We start from the raw sequence: 18049 nt of genomic DNA on the forward strand, positions 1-18049 counted from the left end.
ATGGTTACGATTACGACTGATCGTGCCGCCACAGGCGAGGCGGCGGGTACCGTTAGTATCGGCAGCGCCGGCGGTGCCGGCATGGCATTCCTAGCGCTGGGCTGCGTCGGGTTCATCGCCGCGCCGGCCGCCGCGCAAACCAGTGATAACGCCAGCAGCGCGCCGGCCCGTCTCGGCGGCGTTACCGTCACCGATACGGCGCTTGAGGATCAGGGCTACAAGGTGGACAAGCCGGAATCGCCCAAGTACACCGCGCCGCTCGTCGACACGCCCAAGTCGGTGGTGATCCTGCCGGCGCAGGTCATCAAGGAAACCGGTTCCACCAGCCTCGTCGAGGCGCTCCGCACCGTGCCCGGCATCACCTTCGGCGCGGGCGAGGGCGGCAACCCGCAGGGCGACCGGCCGTTCATCCGCGGCTTCGACGCGCAGGGCAGCACCTACATCGATGGTATCCGCAGCATCGGCGGCCAGTCGCGCGAGATCTTCGCGGTCGAGCAGATCGAGGTGGTGAAGGGCGGCGATTCCACCCTTGGCGGGCGCGGCAGCGCCGGCGGCAGCCTCAACCTCGTCACCAAGAAGGCGCACCTCGGCACCGAGGCGACGGCCGATCTCAGCTACGGCACGGACGACTACAAGCGCGCGACGGTCGACGCCAACTACCAGACGAGCGACACCACCGCCGTGCGCCTCAACGCCATGTGGCACGACGCGGACGTATCGGAGCGCGACGTCGTGACCTACAACCGCTGGGGCATCGCGCCCTCGGCGGCGTTCGGCCTCGGCACCGCCACCCGCGGCTATGTGAGCTACTACCACCTTGAAAGCGACGACATGCCTGATCCGGGCATGCCGTTCGAGCGCACCGAGGCGCAGGCCATCGCCAGCGGCATTCTCCGCATCCGCCCGGCCGAGGAGGTGAACGGTCAGAAGGTGGACCGCGAGAATTTCTATGGCCTGAAGAACCGCGACTTCCGCAAGACCAACGTGGACGAGGTGATGGCACGGGTCGAGCACGACCTGACCGACACGATCACCATTCGCAACACGGCGCGCTTCGCCAACGTGAAGCAGAGCTACATCCTCACCCAGCCGGACGACAGCCAGGGCAACGTGCAGAGCGGCCTGGTGTGGCGGCGCATCAACTCGCGCTACAGCAGCACCGACAGCTTCGCCGACCAGCTGGACTTATCGGGCACCTTTGTCCTCAGCGGGCTGGAGCACAGCTTCTCGACCGGCATCGAGGCCAGCTGGGAGCGGTCCAAACTGGGCAACTATGGCGACGGCGAGGGCGGCAGCATCAACACCTCGCCGCGCTGCACCCCGGCGGGCATCGCCGCCTACAACTGCACCAGCCTGTTCAATCCCAACCCCAATGATCCGTGGGTGAACCTGGCGGCCGATGGCGTGACCCCGGTTGCGATCGCGCGCAACCCGCTCAGCACGCTGGTGGAGGCGACCACCTACTCGGCCTATGCGCTCGATACCATCACGATCACCGAGCAGGTGCTGGTGAATATCGGCCTGCGCTATGACCGCTACGAGACCGAGGTGAACACCTTCTCCAACGACACCCGGCTGGAGCGCACGGACGACCTGTTCAACTGGCAGGCGGGCATTGTTTACAAGCCGCTGCCCAACGGCAGCATCTACGTCTCCTACGCCACCTCCGCGACCCCGCCGGGCAGCTTCATCGGCGAGGGCAGCGAGAGCAACGGCCTGACGCCGGGCCGGGGGCAGGTGGCCGTGAGCCCGGATGATCTCAAGGTCGAGAAGACCAAGAGCTACGAGATCGGCACCAAGTGGGAGTTCTTCGACGCGGCCCTGTCGACCAGCCTTGCCCTGTTCCGCACGGAAACCGACAATGCCCGCACCACCGGCATCGACGGCATTCCGGAGTTCGTGGGCGAGCGCCGCATCGACGGCGTCGAGGTGAGCGTCACCGGCCAGTTGATCCCCAACTGGAGCGTGTTCGGCGGCTACACCTACATGGACTCGGAGGTGAAGAACGCCGGGCCGAACAACGTTGCCAACGGCAACCCCTTCCCGAACACGCCGAAGCACAGCTTCACCGCCTGGACCAGCGTCGACATCGCGGACCGCTATCAGTTCGGCGCAGGTGCGATCTACAACTCCAAGCAATACGGCAACTTCGGCCGCGAGGGCGTCTCCCGCTCCATCCCCGGCTACTGGCGCTTTGATGCGACCGCAGCGGTGGACCTGACCGACTATGCCGCCCTGCGCGTCAATGTGCAGAACATCTTCAACAAGCGGTACTACGACCGCACCTACAGCACCCACTTCGCAACGGTGGCGCCGGGCCGGTCGGCGTTCGCAACGCTCAGCCTGAAATACTGACCGGTATTTGCAAAAAACGGAGCCCGCCCGGCAACCGGGCGGGCTCCTTTTGTCGTTTGAGGGAAGAGGCCATGTCCTTGACCATGAAAGACATCCGCGCCTGGAAGCCGGAGGAGCTGTCGCAGAGGCTGGCGGGCCCGCCGGAGGCGGTGGCGAAGATCCTCTCCGTCATGGCCGGGGCCGGCATCGCCGAGGCGCAGGCGCTCTACGCGCAGGCGCTGCTGGATGGGCGCGGGGTGGCGCGCAACCCGGTGGAGGCGCTGCGCCTGTTCATCGAGGCGGCGCAGGCGGGCCACGTGATGGCCATGAACATGGTCGGCCGCTGCTGCGAGCAGGGCTGGGGCACCCCGGTCGACAAGACGCTGGCGGCGCAGTGGTACAAGGCCGCCGCCGACCGGGGGCTGGACTGGGCCATGTACAACCTCGCCACCCTCCATTGCCTGGGGGAGGGCGTGCCGCTCGACCGCAAGGAGGCGCTGCGCCTCTACCGCAAGGCGATGAACCTGGGCCATGTGAAGTCCATCAACATGGTGGGCGGCTTCTATGAGGACGGCTGGGTGGTGGAGCGCGACTTGGGACAAGCCGCCGACCATTACCGCCGCGCCGCCGAGGGCGGGGACTTTCGAGGCCAGTTCAACCACGCCCGCATGCTGATCCTTGTGGGAAAGACGGTAGAGGCGCAAGACTGGCTGCGGCGTATCCCGGAAACCGCCACGCCCGCCTTCCTTGAGAAGGCGCGCGGGTGGCTCGCCGACCATGCGCCCGGCCTGCTCGGCGCTATTGAGCAGCCTCCGGCATCTGCCTGAAGCGCGCCGAGCGGGCAGGGGCCTGGCTGCCGTTAACTGCTTGACTTGCCTTCTTGCAGCCCCGGTTTGCGACGAATTTGCAATTGCGTCGCAATAAATTTTGCACTATAGCCGGTCTTGCTCGTTTCACCTGTTCGTATCAGGGCGCGGAAAAACTCACCTAAGGGTCTGCAATGGATGTGAGCGGCGCACTATCGGCAGCGGATGTTGCTGAACACGGGCAGGATTTCTACCGGGCAGATCTCGCTCCTCCCGAGGCAAAGGCCGCAGCGCCGGCCGGGGCTGCCGCGCCCGCGCGTTTTGGCGCCGGGGCCGGAGGCGGGGTCAACTGGCCCGCCATCGGCATCATCGCCGGGCTGCACGCGGCGCTGCTGGCGGCGCTCGTCACCATGGACGTGGTCTCGCTCAAGCTGCCGGTCAGCGAGCCGATCCTCATGGATCTGGTGCCCGCTGCCGCTCCGCCACCGCCGCCCGCGCCCATGCCGCAACCAAGGCTGGAGCCCATCACCCCCATCGTTGCGCCGCCGGTCCTCGATATCCTGCCGCCCCGGCCATCGCCCGTGCAAGCGGTGGCGGAGCCGGCCCCGGTGTCCTTCGCGCCCGCGGTGGCTGCCCGGCCTGCGCCGTCGCCTGTGCCCGCCGCGTCGGGCATCGGCGAGATCATGCCGGACCTCTCCGCCACCATGGTCTCCGCCGAACCGCCGCAGTACCCGCGCGAATCCCGCCGCCGCAAGGAGGAGGGAATGGTGGCGCTGATGGTAACGGTGGGCACGGACGGCCGGGTGGCGGACATCGAGGTCTTTAAATCCAGCGGCTTCCACCGGCTCGACCGGGCGGCGCTGGCGGCCGTGCGGAAATGGCGCTGGTCGCCAACGGTGCGCGATGGCGCTCCGGTTCCGGTGCGCGGCCTCGTCGAAATCCCCTTCGTTCTCAAAAAATAAGAATTGCCCTGAAAGTGAGTGGTTTTCCGCGATGATGATACGCATTCCCGGCGTCCTCGACGCCGCTTCGGTGGCGCGTTGCCGCCAGATCATGGCGGAAGCCGAGTGGGTGGACGGCAACGAGACCTCCGGCGCGCAGTCGGCCCTGGCCAAGCGCAACCATCAGCTGCCGGAAGGCTCGGCGGCGGCCCGCGAGATGGGCAACCTCATCCTCGACGCGCTGGCCAAGTCGCCCCTGTTCATCGCGGCGGCGCTGCCGCTGAAGGTGTTCCCGCCGCTGTTCAACCGCTACGCGGGCGGGGAGGCGTTCGGCACCCACGTGGACAACGCCATCCGCATCCAGCGCGGCTCGGATTTCCGCATTCGCAGCGACCTCTCCGCCACCCTGTTCCTGGCCGACCCAAGCGAATACGACGGCGGCGAGCTGACGGTCGAAGACCAGCTCGGCACCCACACGGTCAAGTTTCCGGCGGGCGATATGGTGCTCTATCCGGCCTCCAGCCTGCACCATGTCACGCCCGTCACGCGCGGCGCGCGGCTCGCCTCCTTCTTCTGGATTCAAAGCATGGTGCGCGACGACGGCGAGCGCCGCACCCTGTTCGAGCTGGACACCGCCATCCAGTCCCTTGCCGCGGAGCGCGGGCAGGGGGACCGGGAGATCATCCGCCTCACCGGCATCTACCACAACCTGCTGCGCCGCTGGGCGGAGATGTAGGGCCTCTCCCAATTCTCAAGATGAAAGGGGGGCTGAGTCCCCCATTCGTTTTTGCGGCCGCGCGTGGGGAAGGGCGCGGTCCATTGATATCCCCGTGAATGAGAAAAGGGCCGCACCCTTGTAGCAGGACGCGGCCCTTGAATTCAGACGGGGTGCAGGGGTCCGAGACCCCTGCATAAGGAAAACATCAGCCCACGAAGGCGCGTTCGATGACGAACTGGCCCGGCGAGGCGTTGGAGCCTTCGATGAAGCCCTGGCCTTCCAGCAGGGACTGGAATTCCTTGATCATGTTCATGCTGCCGCACAGCATCACGCGGTCGGTTTCCGGGTCCAGCTTGGCCGGGCCGTCGAGGCCTTCGAACAGCTTGCCGTTCTCGATCAGCGTGTTGATGCGCCCCGTGGTGTGGAATTCCTCGCGGGTGACGGTCGGCACATAGTGCAGCTGGGTCTTGGCCTGCTCGTCGACCAGCGGATTATCGGCCAGCTTGGCTTCCAGCTCCTCGCGGTAGGCAAGGTCGCTGACGCGGCGCACGGAGTGGACCACCACCACCTGATCGAACAGCTGATAGACGTCCGGATCGCGGATCAGGCTGAGGAACGGAGCCAGGCCGGTGCCGGTGGACAGCAGGAACAGGCGCTTGCCCGGCAGCAGGGCGTCGGTGACAAGCGTGCCGGTCGGCTTGCGGCCGAGGAAGATTTCATCGCCCGGCTGGATCTTCTGGAGGCGCGAGGTCAGCGGTCCATCGGGCACCTTGATCGACAGGAACTCGAGCTCCTCGGCGTAGGCCGGGCTGGCCACCGAGTAGGCGCGCAGCAGCGGGCGCTGCTCGCCGGGCAGGCCGATCATCACGAACTCGCCCGAACGGAAGCGGAAGCTGGCCGGCCGCGTGATCGAGAAGCTGAAGAGATGCTCGTTCCAGTGGTGAACCTTCAGGACGGTCTCTACAGTCAGCGCAGCGGAGGGCTCAAGCTTGGGCATATGCTGCAGGCGATCGCTCATTGGTGACAGTTCCTCTTAATCAACGTGTTATGGCGGGCGCCGTCGTCAAGACAGTATCCGCAAGCCGGACTGTAAAGGCCCCCGGCGCGGCCCTCCTGCGGGCAAGGCCCGCTTCATTCATACCTCGAGCGGACAAGCTGCCTGCTCACCAGCCATCATCGTCAGGGTCACGCCGGTTGCTTCTTTATCCTCAGCGCGCGCGTGTCGCAAGGCGTGCGCCGAAGGGCCGGTTTTAGGGAAACCCTTGTTTCTTTAATGGCTTAGCCGGTGGCCGAAAGATCCGCTTATCCCGAATAAACAATTTCTTGCCTGCCCCGGCGGGTTTCGGGCGCACATTCCTCCATTAAGAGCCTCTGTTATCACCCGGAGAAACCTTGTCTTTTCAGGTTTCGGGGAGTCGCCGGCCGGGGCTGTGGCGAGAGGCGGAATATGCGCGCTCTCGCTTGCCAATCACGGCGCTGCGACGCCTCTTGCGGCGACTCGCGGGCGGGCTTGCGCGGTAAAACGGCGTCCCGGCGTGCTGATTTGCCGCGTCCCGCCTGCGCCTGCCGGGCGAGGCCCCAGGGCCGCGCTCATATGGGAAGCCGGAAGGGAAACGTCTAGCGTGGCGGTGCGCCCGCCGCGCGGGCCGTCGCATCCTCCCGTGCCCGGCGAACGATATCGCGCATGGTTGGCAGGTCGATAGCCCCCGGTACGCGGTAGCGCCCGATCAGGAAGCCTGGCGTGCCCACAAGGCCAAGCTGGGCCGCCTGCGTCGCATTGCGGGCGAGCAGGGCATCGATTTCATCCTCATGGGCCGCAAGGTCCTCCTCCAGCCGCTGCCAGTCCACGCCAGCCTGCGCGGCGGCCCGGCGGATGGTCTCGTCGCCGAGGCGGCCGGGGCTCTCCATCAGCGCCGTGTGGAACGCGCCATGGCGGCCCTGCCACTGGCTGGCGATGGCGAACCGCGCCGCGTCGAGCGAGGCGGGGCCCAGCAGCGGCCAGTCACGGTAGACCACGCGGATGCGCGGGTCTTCCCGCAGCAGTGTCTGCAATGCCGCATCGGCCCTGCGGCAGTGCGGGCACTGGTAGTCGGAGTAGACCACGATCGTCAGGTCATGCTGCTCCGGCGTATGTTGCGGGGCAGTCGCATCCTCGAAGAAAGCCTCCGGAGACAGGGCGAGGGGAACGCCCGGCCCGCCGCCGCCCATCCGGCTCAGCATTTCGGCGGCAAGGGCGATGAAGACCACGCCGGCAATCGCCGCCAGCCAGAAGGTGCGCTGCTTCAATGCGTGTCTCCCTGCTCCGCCTGCTTGCGTGGCGCATGATGGCATACCGCCACGCGGCGCGGCGGGAAGCAGGATAGGGAAGGCGGAGGAGGGAGTAAACGAGCAGCGCGAAGGGCCGGAGAACCCGGCCCGGGTTGCGCTCAGGCGAGGGCGGGCAGGTGGAAGGGGTGGGAGCCCACCTTCTCCTCGCCCAGTTGCAGGTCGATGGTCTCGCCGTCCTGCCAGGTCACGCAGACGAACAGCCCCTTGGGGGCAAGCTGCTGGGGCATGGGCGCATGGAAGGTGAAGCTGGCATCACGGGTGGATACCAGCACCTCGACGGTGCGGTCCGCCTGCTTGGTGATGTGCATGCGGATGCCGTCGGAGGACAGTGGCGGAAAGATGTAACGGTGGCTGTCGGTCGCCCAGTCCGGATTGGCGGGGCGCAGCCAGGCTTGCAAGGCTCCTTGCTTCTTTAGGGACATGGCGCTCTCCCTCAAACGGTGCCCGACAGAATATGGTTCGGATATGCCGGAAGGCCACCGCAGCGGCCCTCAGGCGTTAAGGATTTTTGTGGGTCGGCAGACGGCCCCGCGCCGCCTAGTGCAGGCGGAACTCCGAACCCACCAGTTTCATCTCTGCCGGCGTTACAAGGCTGGCATGGGTGATCTGGATTGAGTGCAGCGGAGCCTCGATGTGCTCCCGCCAGTAATCGAGGAACCGGTGCAGCCGGGGAAAACGGGGCGCAATATCGAGGGTTTGCCACACGAAACTCTGGAGCAGATCATGATGATCCGGCATCCAGTAAAGGATTTCTGCCGTCAGGAGCGAGTATCCCTTCAGGCGGAGCTCGAATTCCGTCGAATTTTCCGTACGCATCGTCATACATTGACTCCCTAAAACACCCTATTTTGGTCTGCCAGGGAACCGGCGTGTACAAGCTATTCTACGCCTTTTAACGCACGAACACCTACGGCCTATTGCCTCGTTTCGTCTCAAAATTCTGAATATTGTCGCATATTATTATCACTCATCTTGAGTGAGTGCTAACGGCGGCATCGCCTCGCTGCGTCTTGACCGGCCCCCCGCAACATGGAAGGAAGCGGAAATCCCGAGGGGGAAGCCTTGCCAGAAAATCTAGCAAAAGAGGTGCCTATGTTCCGCGCGACCGGCCTTTTGACCGCGACAGCCATCCTGAGTTCGACAGCCCTGGGCCTGTGCCTGACGGGCGCTGGCTTTTCCGCCCAGGCTGCGACGCTGGGGCAGGCGATTTCGCCCGTCACCATTGGCGAGCATGTGAAGACTCTGGCGTCCGACGAATTCGAGGGCCGCGCTCCGGCGACCAAGGGCGAGGAACTGACCGTCCGCTACATCGCTGACCAGATGGCCAAGGGCGGCATCAAGCCGGGCGGCGAGAAGGGCGGCTGGTTCCAGGCTGTGCCGATGGTGGAGAGCACCACGGCCCCGACGCCGCTCACCATCACCGGCGGCAAGCAGCCGATCACGCTGAACTACATCAACGATCAGGTGATCTGGACCAAGCGCGTGCGCGAGCAGGTGAAGCTTGAGAATTCCGACCTGGTGTTCGTCGGCTACGGCATCGACGCGCCGGAGTGGAACTGGAACGACTACGCCGGGCTCGACGTGAAGGGCAAGACGGTGGTCGTGCTGGTGAACGATCCGGGTTTTGCGACGCAGGACCCCAAGCTGTTCAACGGCAAGACCATGACCTACTACGGCCGCTGGACCTACAAGTATGAGGAAGCGGCCCGCAAGGGCGCGGCGGGCGTGCTCATCATCCACGATACCGCCCCGGCCGCCTATCCGTGGGATGTGGTCAAGACCAGCTGGACCGGCCCGCAGCTGGACATCGCCCACGACAACGACGGCATGGACCGCGCCGCCGTTGAAGGCTGGCTCACCAACGACGCCGCCCAGCGCCTGTTCGCGAGCGCCGGGCTCGACTACAAGGCGCTCGTCGCCGCTGCCGCCAAGCCGGGCTTCAAGGCCGTGGACATGGGCGATCTCAAGGTCTCGGCAACGCTCAACAACACCATTCGCCGGTCTGCTTCCCAGAACGTGGTCGGCATCGTCCCCGGCACCAAGCGGCCGGACGAGTACATCCTCTACACCGCCCACTGGGACCATATCGGCCGCTGCACGGCGGACGAGACCGGCGATGACATCTGCAACGGCGCGGTGGACAACGCCACCGGCATCGCCGGCCTGATCGAGATTGGCAAGCGGTTTGCCGCCGCCAAGCCGGAGCGCTCGGTGGTGCTGCTGGCCGTCACCGGCGAGGAGTCCGGCCTGCTCGGCTCCAAGTTCTATGCCGCCAACCCGCTCTATCCGCTGCCCAAGACGGTGGCCGGCTTCAATATGGACGCGCTCAGCACCTTCGGTCGCACCCGCGACGTGGTGGTGGTCGGCACCGGCAAGTCCGAGCTGGAGCCGCTTCTGAAGAAGCACGCCGCCATGCAGGGCCGCGTCCTCGTGCCGGAGCCCAAGCCGGAGGCCGGTTCCTACTACCGCTCCGACCACTTCGAGCTGGCCAAGGTGGGCGTGCCGATGCTCTACGCCGACAGCGGCGTTGACGTGGTCGGCAAGGGGCCGGAGTGGGGCCGCCAGCAGTCTGCCCGCTATGTGGCGCACGATTACCACAAGCCGTCCGATGAAGTGACGCCGGATATGGACTTTTCCGGCACGGCGGAAGATGCGGAGCTGCTGTTCCAGACCGGTCTGGACCTTGCGAATTCGGGCCAGTGGCCCAAGTGGTTGCCGAGCGCCGAGTTTGGCGCGGCGCGCGAAGCGTCTCTCAAGGGAGCGAGTAAGTGATGCGTCAACCCGCCGAATGGGCGAAGCATGATGCAGTCTGGTCGGCATGGCCCAGCCATGCCGACCTGTGGGTCGAGGATCTGGAACCTGCGCGCGCGGAAGTCGCGGCGCTGTTCCATGCCATTGCGGACGTGGATCCGGCCACCGGCGCGCGTCGGGGCGAGCAGCTGAACATTCTCGTTGCCAACGAGGAAGCGAAGGCAAGTGCCGAGGCCGCGCTGGCGGGCACGGGGGCGATCCTGCATGCCATCCCCTTCGGGGATATCTGGCTGCGCGACACCGCGCCCATCTTCGTGGCAGGCGCTGAGGGCCTTGCCGCCCACGGCTTCCGCTTCAACGGCTGGGGTGGCAAGTATGTGCTGCCCTTCGATGATGCGGTGTCGGTTGCCGTCGGCAAGGCGTGCGGCCTGCCGTTCCGTGAGTTCGACTGGGTGCTGGAAGGCGGCTCGGTCGATGTGGACGGACAAGGCGCGGCGCTCACCACCGAGCAGTGCCTCCTCAACACCAACCGCAACCCGAACCTCTCGCGCGAGCAGATCGAGCGGCACTTGGCCGAGCAGCTGGGCGTCGAGCGCATTCTCTGGCTGGGCGATGGTCTGGTGAACGACCACACGGACGGGCACATCGACAATCTGGCGCGCTTCGTCGCCCCCGGCGTCGTCGCGCTGCCCGAGGCGCGGGACGCGGACGACCCGAACCGCGACATTTTCGCCGATGCGCTGGCGCGCCTCAAGAAATACCCTGGAATTGAGGTCGTCACCTTCCCATCTGCGGGCCGGGTGGAGAATGAGGACGGCGAGGTGATCCCGGCGTCCTACTCCAACTTCTACATCGCCAACACGACCGTCGTCGTGCCCGTCTACGGCACGAAGTGGGACGATGCGGCGGTGGAGGCCATCGGCAAGCTGTTCCCCGGCCGCAAGGCCGTGGGCCTGCGGGCGGACCACATCCTCACCGGCGGCGGCTCGTTCCACTGCATCACGCAGCAGGTGCCGAGCTTCCCCGTGGTGGACGGCAAGTAAGCTAGGGAAAAGGGTCAATCAGCGAATGACGCGTCAGATTACGGTTGCGGGGCTTCAGCTCGCCTTCACCGACGACATGAAGACGGACATTGCTGCCGTCGCCGCCCTCGTGCGCGAGGCGGCCCGTCAGGGCGGTCAGGTGATCCTTCCGCCCGAGCTGTTTCAGGGCCACTACTTCTGCAAGGACCAGCAGGAGGACTTCTTCTCCAAGGCTTACCCCGTGGAGGAGCATCCGGCTGTGCTGGAAATGCAGAAGCTGGCGAAGGAGCTGAAGGTCTATATCCCGACCTCGATCTACGAGCGGGACGGCCACCACTATTACAACTCCCTCGCCATGATTGACGACGAGGGCGGGATCATGGGCGTCTACCGCAAGAGCCACATCCCCGATGGGCCGGGCTATCAGGAGAAGTTCTACTTCCGCCCCGGCAACACCGGCTTCAAGGTGTGGAAGACGCGCCACGGCACCGTCGGCGTCGGCATCTGCTGGGACCAGTGGTATCCCGAGTGCGCCCGCGCCATGATGCTGCAAGGCGCGGAGGTGCTGATGTACCCCACCGCCATTGGCTCCGAGCCGCATGACGCGGAGCTGGACACCAGCGCCCTGTGGCAGCGCGCCCAGATCGGCCACGCCGTCTCCAACGTCGTTCCGGTGGTTGCGGCCAACCGCATCGGCGATGAGTGCGGCCAGCACTTCTACGGCCACAGCTTCGTCGCCAGCCACCGTGGCGACAAGGTCTCCGAACTCGGCGACGGCGAGACCGGCGTCGTCATCGGCACCTTCGACCTCGATTTGATCCAGAAGCACCGCTACGCCTTCGGATTTTTCCGCGATCGGCGGCCGGAGCTCTATGGCCGTTTAACACAAGACATCTAGTTATTACGGCGGAGGTGGGTTCAAGCCCGCTTCCCAATTGCCACGAGACTTGCCGCGCCTCCCGCAAAGGGGGCGCGGCTTTTTATTATGTTATTGTTTTTATGAATAATTTTACGCAGAAGGGTTTGGCCCCTCCGCACTCCCTTTCGTTTCTTCCGGCCGCACACGGGGCCGCCGTTGCGCCCTATTGAATGGGGAAAGGACGGGGGAGCAGGGGAAATATGCAGAAAATATCGAACGCCCCACCCGGAACAGGTAGGCATTTTAATGTGATAGACCGGCCCTGATGCAGGGCACGGCCCCTCTCAAATGAACGGGATGCAAGGGGGCAAGGCCCCCTGCAAATTTCCTTAGCCCTTCGTCGCCGCACCGGCGGGACCGACCGTGATGAGCCAGAAGTCGGGCGGCGCGCCGAGACGCAGCGGCAACATGCTGGTGCCGAGCCCGGCGGTGACGATGAGCGCCTTGTGCCCTTCGCGGATCAGGCCGCAGGCGTAGCGCTGGCCGTAGCGCGAGTGGGTAATCAGCGGCCCGAGCCCCGGCAGGGCGATCTGCCCGCAATGGGTGTGCCCCGCCACCGTCAGGCCGATCGTCGCGGGCAGGTCAGGGAAGACATCCGGGCTGTGGCTGAGCACCAGCTTCGCGCCCTTGAGGGCGGCGAGGGCTCGCGCGACCCTGGGCAGGTCGGCGTGACCGGTCACGTCGTCGTCAACCCCGCCGATGGCCAGCGGCCCGCGCTGCACGGCGGTGTTGGCGAGCACCGTAATGCCCCGGTGGCGCAGGGCCGTGCGGATGGCAGCCGCATCGACCCAGTAATCATGGTTGCCGAGCACCGCGACGGCGCCGAGCGGCGCATGCAACGCCCCGAGCGGGGCCGTGGCCTCCTCCGGCGTATAACGGCGGGTGGTGGTTTTCTTGTCGCTGAGGAAGTCCCCCGCAAGCAGAACAATGTCCGGCCGCAATCCGTTGATCCGGGCCACAACCCTGTCGAGGTGAGAGGGCGGCATGTCCGGCCCGGCGATGTGAATGTCCGAGACGAGGGCGATGCGGACCGGGGGCTGGCCCTTGGGCCAGTCCGCGAGGGTGAGGGAGGCGTGCCGCACCACGGGCGCGGACCGGGCCAGGCTGACCATGTGCCCAATCAGCAGCGCCAGCAGAATGACTGTCACGAGCGCGGCCCATTTGATGAAACGCTGCTTCGTCATTGGGCCGGGGCTGCGCTGAGACTGGTGGCGCGGCATAATGTTATGAAACAATAAACTCGCGTAACGCATTGATAACTTTGCAATAGCAATTAAGTGGCAATGCGCGATGCCTAGCATGGCGCGCGTCCCGCCGAACACATGGAAGCGGTGAACGGCGCTGGCTGTCAGACCGGCGTCGCACCAAGGCAATCCAAAGCCGGGCGCGGATCAGGCCCAGATGCGGATCAGGCGCTGGCGCGGATATCCTCAAGCAGCGCGGGCAGGGCACGCATGTCGTCGAAGGTGAGAAGCGCGCCCTCGGCCAGCAGCTTGGCGTCCGGCTTTTGCCCGGCGTGGGTTGCGCCGGTGAAGCCCAGCACCCGCATTCCGGCGGATCGCGCGGCGCGCAGGCCGGGCACGCTGTCTTCGATGACGAGGCAGTCCCCAGGGGCGACGCCCATGTGCTCGGCCGCATAAAGGTAGAGGTCCGGCGCGGGCTTGCCCCGCTTCACCTGTGAAATGCTGAAGATGTTGGGCGCGAACTGGTCATAGAGGCCCACGTGGCGCAGCTTCATGTCCAGCATTCCGGCGGCGCTGTTGGAGGCGACGCCCTTGGGCAGGTCGATGCCGGTCACCACCTCGACCACCCCATCGATGGGCTGGAGCTTGTAGCGGTAGATATCGGTAATGGTGGCCTTGTAGCGGTCATCGTAGTCGGGGGGCAGGGGGCGGCCCCAATCCGCCGCGATCACGTCATACATCTGGTATTCCGAGAGGCCCTGGAAGCGGCGCAGCGCCTCCTCCGGGGTGATCGGGTAGCCAATGGCCGTCAGCGCCTTCGCATGGGCTTCGCTGCTCAGCACCTCGCTGTCAACGAGAACGCCATCGCAGTCGAAGATGATCGCAGTCGGTGGGGAAATTTTCATGGAGCGACATTAGCCCTTCACGCCAAATAAACCAAAACGTTTTAATTAATAGAAGTTATGCATACGCCGCATGGAACGGGTGGCGGCGTGGTTTCTTTCCGCCCAAACGGAAGAAGCCGCGCCTCATTGCTGAGGCACGGCTTCTTCGCGGTTGCCGAAAGGCGGGGAGGGCTTACGCCAGTTCCACTTCCTTCTTGGCGATCTTCTCGCGCCACACCAGCGGGCCGGTGTGGTGGACGCTCTCGCCGGTCGAGTCGACGGCGACGGTGACGGGCATGTCCTCGACCTCGAACTCGTAGATGGCTTCCATGCCGAGGTCTTCGAAGGCGACGACGCGGCTGTTCTTGATCGCCTTGGAGACGAGGTAGGCTGCGCCGCCCACGGCCATCAGGTAGGCCGCCTTGTGCTTCTTGATGGACTCGATGGCGACCGGCCCGCGCTCGGCCTTGCCCACCATGGCGATGAGGCCGGTTTGCTCCAGCATCATGTCGGTGAACTTGTCCATGCGGGTGGCGGTGGTGGGGCCGGCCGGGCCGACCACCTCGTCGCGCACCGGGTCGACCGGGCCGACGTAGTAGATCACCCGGTTGCGGAAATCGACGCCCTCGGGCAGCCCCTGGCCGCTGGCCAGCAGCTCCTGAATGCGCTTGTGGGCGGCGTCGCGCCCCGTGAGCATCTTGCCGTTCAGCAGCAGGCGCTCGCCCGGCTTCCAGCTCGCCACTTCCTCCGGCGTCAGGGTGTCGAGGTTCACCCGGCGGGCGGAGGGGGAGGCCGTCCACTGCACCTTCGGCCACTCGTCCAGCTTCGGGCGCTCCAGATAGGCCGGGCCGTTGCCGGTCAGCGTGAAGTGGGCGTGGCGGGTGGCCGCGCAGTTGGGGATCATCGCCACCGGCTTGGAGGCCGCGTGGGTCGGGTAGTCGTGAATCTTCACGTCGAGCACGGTTGAAAGGCCGCCAAGCCCTTGCGCGCCGATGCCCAGCGCATTCACCTTGTCGAAGATCTCGATGCGGAGTTCCTCGATCTTCGTGCGCGGGCCGCGGGCCTTCAGCTCGGCCATGTCGATCGGCTCCATGAGCGATTCCTTGGCCAGCAGCATGGCCTTTTCGGCCGAGCCGCCGATGCCGATGCCGAGCATGCCCGGCGGGCACCAGCCCGCGCCCATCAGCGGCACGGTCTTCAGCACCCACTCGACGATATCATCGGAGGGGTTCAGCATCACGAACTTGGACTTGTTCTCCGAGCCGCCGCCCTTGGCCGCCACGGCGATTTCCACATGGTCGCCCGGCACGATCTGGGTGTGGATGACGGCGGGGGTGTTGTCGTGGGTGTTCTTGCGGCCGAAGGCGGGGTCGGCGACGATCGAGGCGCGCAGGCGGTTTTCGGGGTGCATGTAGGCGCGGCGCACGCCCTCGTTGATCATGTCCTCGAGGCTCATGGTCGCATCCCAGCGGACGTTCATGCCCACCTTCACGAAGACGACGACAAGGCCGGTGTCCTGGCAGATGGGGCGCAGGCCTTCGGCGCACATGCGGCTGTTGGTGAGGATCTGCGCGATGGCGTCCTTGGCGGCCGGGGACTGCTCCAGCTCGTAGGCGCGGCCCAGCGCCCGGATGTAATCCATCGGGTGGAAGTAGGAGATGTACTGGAGGGCGTCGGCGACGGACTCGATGACGTCGTCCTGGCGAATTACGGTCATTGCAAGATCCTCGAACTCAATTCAGCTCGGCGCGAACGGCACAGCTTCGCGTCGCCCATGCCTTTGCTCTTCTTGGCCGCGCCCGTCAAACATCATTTGAGGGCGGGAAGGCAGCGCGCGGCAGGGTCTTAAGACCAAAAAACACTGACGACATATGTGCTTAATGGTTGTATATTTGGTAGCAACGTTATCATATGTGCACAAAGTTGCCGGAATGCGTGCCAGCCGGGAACGGCTGGAGGATCAGGCTTTCGCCCCTTGCTCGGGATCGCCATGACAGTCAGCACTGAGGACACCGCGCACCTGCACGATTACCCGCAGTCCTACTTTGCGGCGACGGCCCATGTGGCCCCGTTCCGCCCGGCGCTGGAAGGCGTGAAGCAGGTGGACGTGTGCGTCATCGGCGGCGGCTATACCGGGCTGTCGACCGCGCTGCACGGGGCGGAGCGGGGTCTGTCGGTCGTGCTGCTGGAAGGCCGGCGCATCGGCTGGGGCGCGTCGGGGCTGAACGGCGGGCAGGTGATGCCCGGCTGGAGCCGCACCAGCCGCAGCCTCATTCAACAGTTCGGCGAGGCGAGGGCACGCCAGCTTTTCGCGCTTGCAACGGAAGCGGTCGAGCAGCTGTGGCTGCGGATCGGGCGGCACGCCATCGATTGCGAGGCCAACAAGGGGCACCTCATCGCCGCCGCGACGGCCAGCGATATGGAAATGCTGGAAGCCGTGGTCGACTGCAGGAGCCAGCTGTTCGGCTACGGCCACAGCCGCCTGGTCGATCGGGAGACCGTCGCTCGCCTCACCGGCTCGGAAGCCTTTCACGGCGGCGTTCTGGATGCGGAAGGCGGCCATCTTCACCCGCTCAATCTGGCCCTCGGGCTGGCGCGAGCGGCGGAGGGCGCCGGCGCGCGCCTGCATGAGAACAGCCGGGTTGTCCGCCTGCGCCCGGCGGGCAGCCGGATGCTGGTGGAAACCCAGCGCGGCAAGGTGCTCACCAAGACCGTGGTGCTGGCCTGCGGGGCCCAGACCGGCAAGCTGCTGAACCGGGTGGAGCGGCGCACCGGGGCGCTCACCGCCTTTGCCGCCGCCACCGAGCCGCTGCCGAAGGACGTGGCGGCGACGCTGGTGAAGGATGGGCTGGCGGTGTGCGACACCCGCATGTCGGCGAACTATTTCCACCTGTCGCCGGATCGGCGGCTGCTATTCGGCGGTGGGGAGCGCTTCCGGCTCGACCCGGAGGAAGCGCCCGAGAGCATCGTCCGCCCCCGGCTGGAGAGTGTTTACCCGCACCTTGCGGGCGTGAAGCTGGATTATGCCTGGAGCGGGCTCGTCACCGTCACGTCGAGCCGGATGCCGGCCATCGGGCGGGAGGGCCCGGTGTTCTATGCCGATGGCTATGCGGGGCAGGGCGTGGCGCTGGCCAACCTCATGGGCAAGCTCATCGTTGAGGCGATCGGCGGGGAGTGCAGCCGCTTCGAGCTGATTAGCCACCTGCCGAACCTGGCCGTGCCGGGCGGGCGCTGGCTGCGCCTGCCCATCTTCGCCGCCATCGGCGCGCTCGCTGCCTTGCGCGAGACCCACTGAGGCCTACTTCCGGCATATGCCGGAGCCCCGCGTGCGGGCTGGCGTTCCTCTCTTACGCGTCCATCCGCTTTTGATACGGGAGTCTCCCATGTCTGCCCGCCCGGTCATCGGGATCATCTGCTGCGCCAGGGATGTGGACGGCGTGCCCGCCCAGACGGTGCTGAGCCGCTATATCACGACGACCATGCGTCATGCCGATGCGGCGGCGGTACTGGTGCCCGGCCTGCCTGAGCTGATGAGCGCCGAGGAGGTCGCGCCGCTGCTCGACGGGCTGCTGCTGACGGGCAGCACCTCCAACATCGACCCCAAGCATTACGGCGATCCCATCGAGGAGCCGCCGGGGCCGTTCGATCCGGGGCGCGATACCATGGTGCTGGCGCTCATCCAGGCGATGCTTGACCGCTCCAAGCCCATTTTCGGCATCTGCCGCGGCTTTCAGGAGCTGAACGTCGCCTTCGGCGGCACCTTGCGGCGCGACATGGCCGAGCATCCCGCGCTGCTGGCCCACCATGCCCCGCCCGAGATGGTTTTTCCGGCCATGTACGAGCACGTGCACGAGGTCGACCTCACGCCCGATGGGGTGCTGGCCGGCGCTATGGGCAAGCACCGGATTACGGTCAATTCCGTCCACTATCAGGGCATCGATCGGCTGGGCGAGGGGCTGAAGGTGGAGGCGCGGGCGTCCGACGGGGTGGTCGAGGCCTTCTCCACCGTTCGCAACGGCGCGCCCGTGCTGGCGGTGCAGTGGCACCCCGAGTGGCGCACGGCCGAGAACCCGGACAGCCAGGCCTTCTTCTCCCTCATGGGCCGCCTGCTGCGCGGTGAAGAACTGGCCGTTCCATAAGGCCTACGCGAACGGGTGATTGG

General features: G+C 66.0%; 16 protein-coding genes. 9 read left to right on the forward strand and 7 right to left on the reverse strand.

Translation table 11 applies throughout. The features are described from left to right. The 4 genes from L0C21_RS07680 (at position 1) to L0C21_RS07695 (ending at position 4817) form a co-directional block, all read left to right on the forward strand. Positions 1-2355 carry a TonB-dependent receptor gene (locus L0C21_RS07680; RefSeq protein ID WP_259277795.1) on the forward strand — a complete coding sequence of 785 codons (2355 nt, stop codon included), beginning with the start codon at positions 1-3 and terminating at the stop codon, positions 2353-2355. Between the two features lie 71 nt (positions 2356-2426). After that, positions 2427-3161 carry a tetratricopeptide repeat protein gene (locus L0C21_RS07685; RefSeq protein ID WP_259277796.1) on the forward strand — a complete coding sequence of 245 codons (735 nt, stop codon included), beginning with the start codon at positions 2427-2429 and terminating at the stop codon, positions 3159-3161. A 173-nt stretch (positions 3162-3334) separates the two neighbouring features. Continuing rightward, the gene (locus tag L0C21_RS07690; RefSeq protein WP_259277797.1) at positions 3335-4102 is read left to right on the forward strand and encodes an energy transducer TonB; all 768 of its coding nucleotides are present in this window, start codon (positions 3335-3337) and stop codon (positions 4100-4102) included. Positions 4103-4133: 31 nt separating this feature from the next. After that, entirely contained in the window at positions 4134-4817 is a 684-nt protein-coding gene (locus tag L0C21_RS07695) for a Fe2+-dependent dioxygenase (protein WP_259277798.1), read from the forward strand. A gap of 187 nt (positions 4818-5004) precedes the next feature. On the opposite strand, the gene L0C21_RS07700 is transcribed toward L0C21_RS07695, so the two are convergent. The 4 genes from L0C21_RS07700 to L0C21_RS07715 form a co-directional block, all read right to left on the reverse strand. Continuing rightward, complete coding sequence (locus L0C21_RS07700; protein WP_259277799.1) at positions 5005-5817, reverse strand: ferredoxin--NADP reductase; 813 nt, start codon at positions 5815-5817, stop codon at positions 5005-5007. Positions 5818-6416: 599 nt separating this feature from the next. After that, positions 6417-7085, reverse strand: a complete 669-nt coding sequence (locus L0C21_RS07705; protein WP_259277800.1) for a DsbA family protein — start codon at positions 7083-7085, stop codon at positions 6417-6419. Between the two features lie 140 nt (positions 7086-7225). Continuing rightward, entirely contained in the window at positions 7226-7549 is a 324-nt protein-coding gene (locus L0C21_RS07710; protein WP_259277801.1) for a hypothetical protein, read from the reverse strand. 115 nt (positions 7550-7664) lie between these two features. Beyond that, positions 7665-7949 carry an usg protein gene (locus L0C21_RS07715; protein ID WP_259277802.1) on the reverse strand — a complete coding sequence of 95 codons (285 nt, stop codon included), beginning with the start codon at positions 7947-7949 and terminating at the stop codon, positions 7665-7667. Positions 7950-8219: 270 nt separating this feature from the next. Here L0C21_RS07715 and L0C21_RS07720 point away from each other — a divergent pair, with 270 nt between their 5' ends. The 3 genes from L0C21_RS07720 to aguB are packed head-to-tail and all read left to right on the forward strand — an operon-like array spanning position 8220 to position 11798. After that, positions 8220-9899, forward strand: a complete 1680-nt coding sequence (locus L0C21_RS07720; RefSeq protein ID WP_259277803.1) for a M28 family metallopeptidase — start codon at positions 8220-8222, stop codon at positions 9897-9899. Further along, positions 9899-10921 carry an agmatine deiminase family protein gene (locus tag L0C21_RS07725; protein ID WP_259278842.1) on the forward strand — a complete coding sequence of 341 codons (1023 nt, stop codon included), beginning with the start codon at positions 9899-9901 and terminating at the stop codon, positions 10919-10921. The genes L0C21_RS07720 and L0C21_RS07725 overlap by 1 nt, the downstream gene beginning before the upstream one ends. 25 nt (positions 10922-10946) lie before the next feature. Continuing rightward, a complete protein-coding gene (gene aguB / locus L0C21_RS07730) occupies positions 10947-11798 on the forward strand; it encodes an N-carbamoylputrescine amidase (protein ID WP_259277804.1) in 852 nt (283 codons plus the stop codon). A gap of 350 nt (positions 11799-12148) precedes the next feature. On the opposite strand, the gene L0C21_RS07735 is transcribed toward aguB, so the two are convergent. The 3 genes from L0C21_RS07735 to L0C21_RS07745 form a co-directional block, all read right to left on the reverse strand. Further along, complete coding sequence (locus L0C21_RS07735; RefSeq protein ID WP_259277805.1) at positions 12149-13003, reverse strand: metallophosphoesterase; 855 nt, start codon at positions 13001-13003, stop codon at positions 12149-12151. 224 nt (positions 13004-13227) lie between these two features. After that, on the reverse strand, positions 13228-13908 hold the full coding sequence (locus L0C21_RS07740; RefSeq protein WP_259277806.1) for an HAD family hydrolase: 681 nt from the start codon (positions 13906-13908) through the stop codon (positions 13228-13230). A 172-nt stretch (positions 13909-14080) separates the two neighbouring features. Beyond that, entirely contained in the window at positions 14081-15604 is a 1524-nt protein-coding gene (locus L0C21_RS07745) for a fumarate hydratase (protein ID WP_259277807.1), read from the reverse strand. A gap of 273 nt (positions 15605-15877) precedes the next feature. On the opposite strand from L0C21_RS07745, the gene L0C21_RS07750 reads away from it, so the two are divergent. Together L0C21_RS07750 and L0C21_RS07755 are read left to right on the forward strand one after the other, a co-directional pair. Beyond that, positions 15878-17182, forward strand: coding sequence for an NAD(P)/FAD-dependent oxidoreductase (locus L0C21_RS07750; RefSeq protein ID WP_259277808.1), 1305 nt, complete (start codon positions 15878-15880; stop codon positions 17180-17182). Positions 17183-17270: 88 nt separating this feature from the next. Then, positions 17271-18026 (forward strand): gamma-glutamyl-gamma-aminobutyrate hydrolase family protein, encoded by a 756-nt coding sequence (locus L0C21_RS07755; protein ID WP_259277809.1) that lies wholly within the window; start codon positions 17271-17273, stop codon positions 18024-18026. The last annotated feature ends 23 nt before the right edge of the window (positions 18027-18049 follow it).

Origin of the sequence: Pedomonas mirosovicensis (assembly GCF_022569295.1) — a bacterium.
GTDB classification, from domain to species: Bacteria; Pseudomonadota; Alphaproteobacteria; order Sphingomonadales; family Sphingomonadaceae; genus Pedomonas; species Pedomonas mirosovicensis.

Excerpts from the sequence above, each read along its gene's own strand:
- L0C21_RS07680 (WP_259277795.1), top strand. The coding sequence starts at position 1 with ATGGTTACGATTACGACTGATCGTGCCGCCACAGGCGAGGCGGCGGGT.
- L0C21_RS07685 (WP_259277796.1), top strand. The coding sequence starts at position 2,427 with ATGTCCTTGACCATGAAAGACATCCGCGCCTGGAAGCCGGAGGAGCTG.
- L0C21_RS07690 (WP_259277797.1), top strand. The coding sequence starts at position 3,335 with ATGGATGTGAGCGGCGCACTATCGGCAGCGGATGTTGCTGAACACGGG.
- L0C21_RS07695 (WP_259277798.1), top strand. The coding sequence starts at position 4,134 with ATGATGATACGCATTCCCGGCGTCCTCGACGCCGCTTCGGTGGCGCGT.
- L0C21_RS07700 (WP_259277799.1), bottom strand. The coding sequence starts at position 5,817 with ATGAGCGATCGCCTGCAGCATATGCCCAAGCTTGAGCCCTCCGCTGCG.
- L0C21_RS07710 (WP_259277801.1), bottom strand. The coding sequence starts at position 7,549 with ATGTCCCTAAAGAAGCAAGGAGCCTTGCAAGCCTGGCTGCGCCCCGCC.
- L0C21_RS07715 (WP_259277802.1), bottom strand. The coding sequence starts at position 7,949 with ATGACGATGCGTACGGAAAATTCGACGGAATTCGAGCTCCGCCTGAAG.
- L0C21_RS07720 (WP_259277803.1), top strand. The coding sequence starts at position 8,220 with ATGTTCCGCGCGACCGGCCTTTTGACCGCGACAGCCATCCTGAGTTCG.
- L0C21_RS07725 (WP_259278842.1), top strand. The coding sequence starts at position 9,899 with ATGCGTCAACCCGCCGAATGGGCGAAGCATGATGCAGTCTGGTCGGCA.
- aguB (WP_259277804.1), top strand. The coding sequence starts at position 10,947 with ATGACGCGTCAGATTACGGTTGCGGGGCTTCAGCTCGCCTTCACCGAC.
- L0C21_RS07735 (WP_259277805.1), bottom strand. The coding sequence starts at position 13,003 with ATGACGAAGCAGCGTTTCATCAAATGGGCCGCGCTCGTGACAGTCATT.
- L0C21_RS07740 (WP_259277806.1), bottom strand. The coding sequence starts at position 13,908 with ATGAAAATTTCCCCACCGACTGCGATCATCTTCGACTGCGATGGCGTT.
- L0C21_RS07745 (WP_259277807.1), bottom strand. The coding sequence starts at position 15,604 with ATGACCGTAATTCGCCAGGACGACGTCATCGAGTCCGTCGCCGACGCC.
- L0C21_RS07750 (WP_259277808.1), top strand. The coding sequence starts at position 15,878 with ATGACAGTCAGCACTGAGGACACCGCGCACCTGCACGATTACCCGCAG.
- L0C21_RS07755 (WP_259277809.1), top strand. The coding sequence starts at position 17,271 with ATGTCTGCCCGCCCGGTCATCGGGATCATCTGCTGCGCCAGGGATGTG.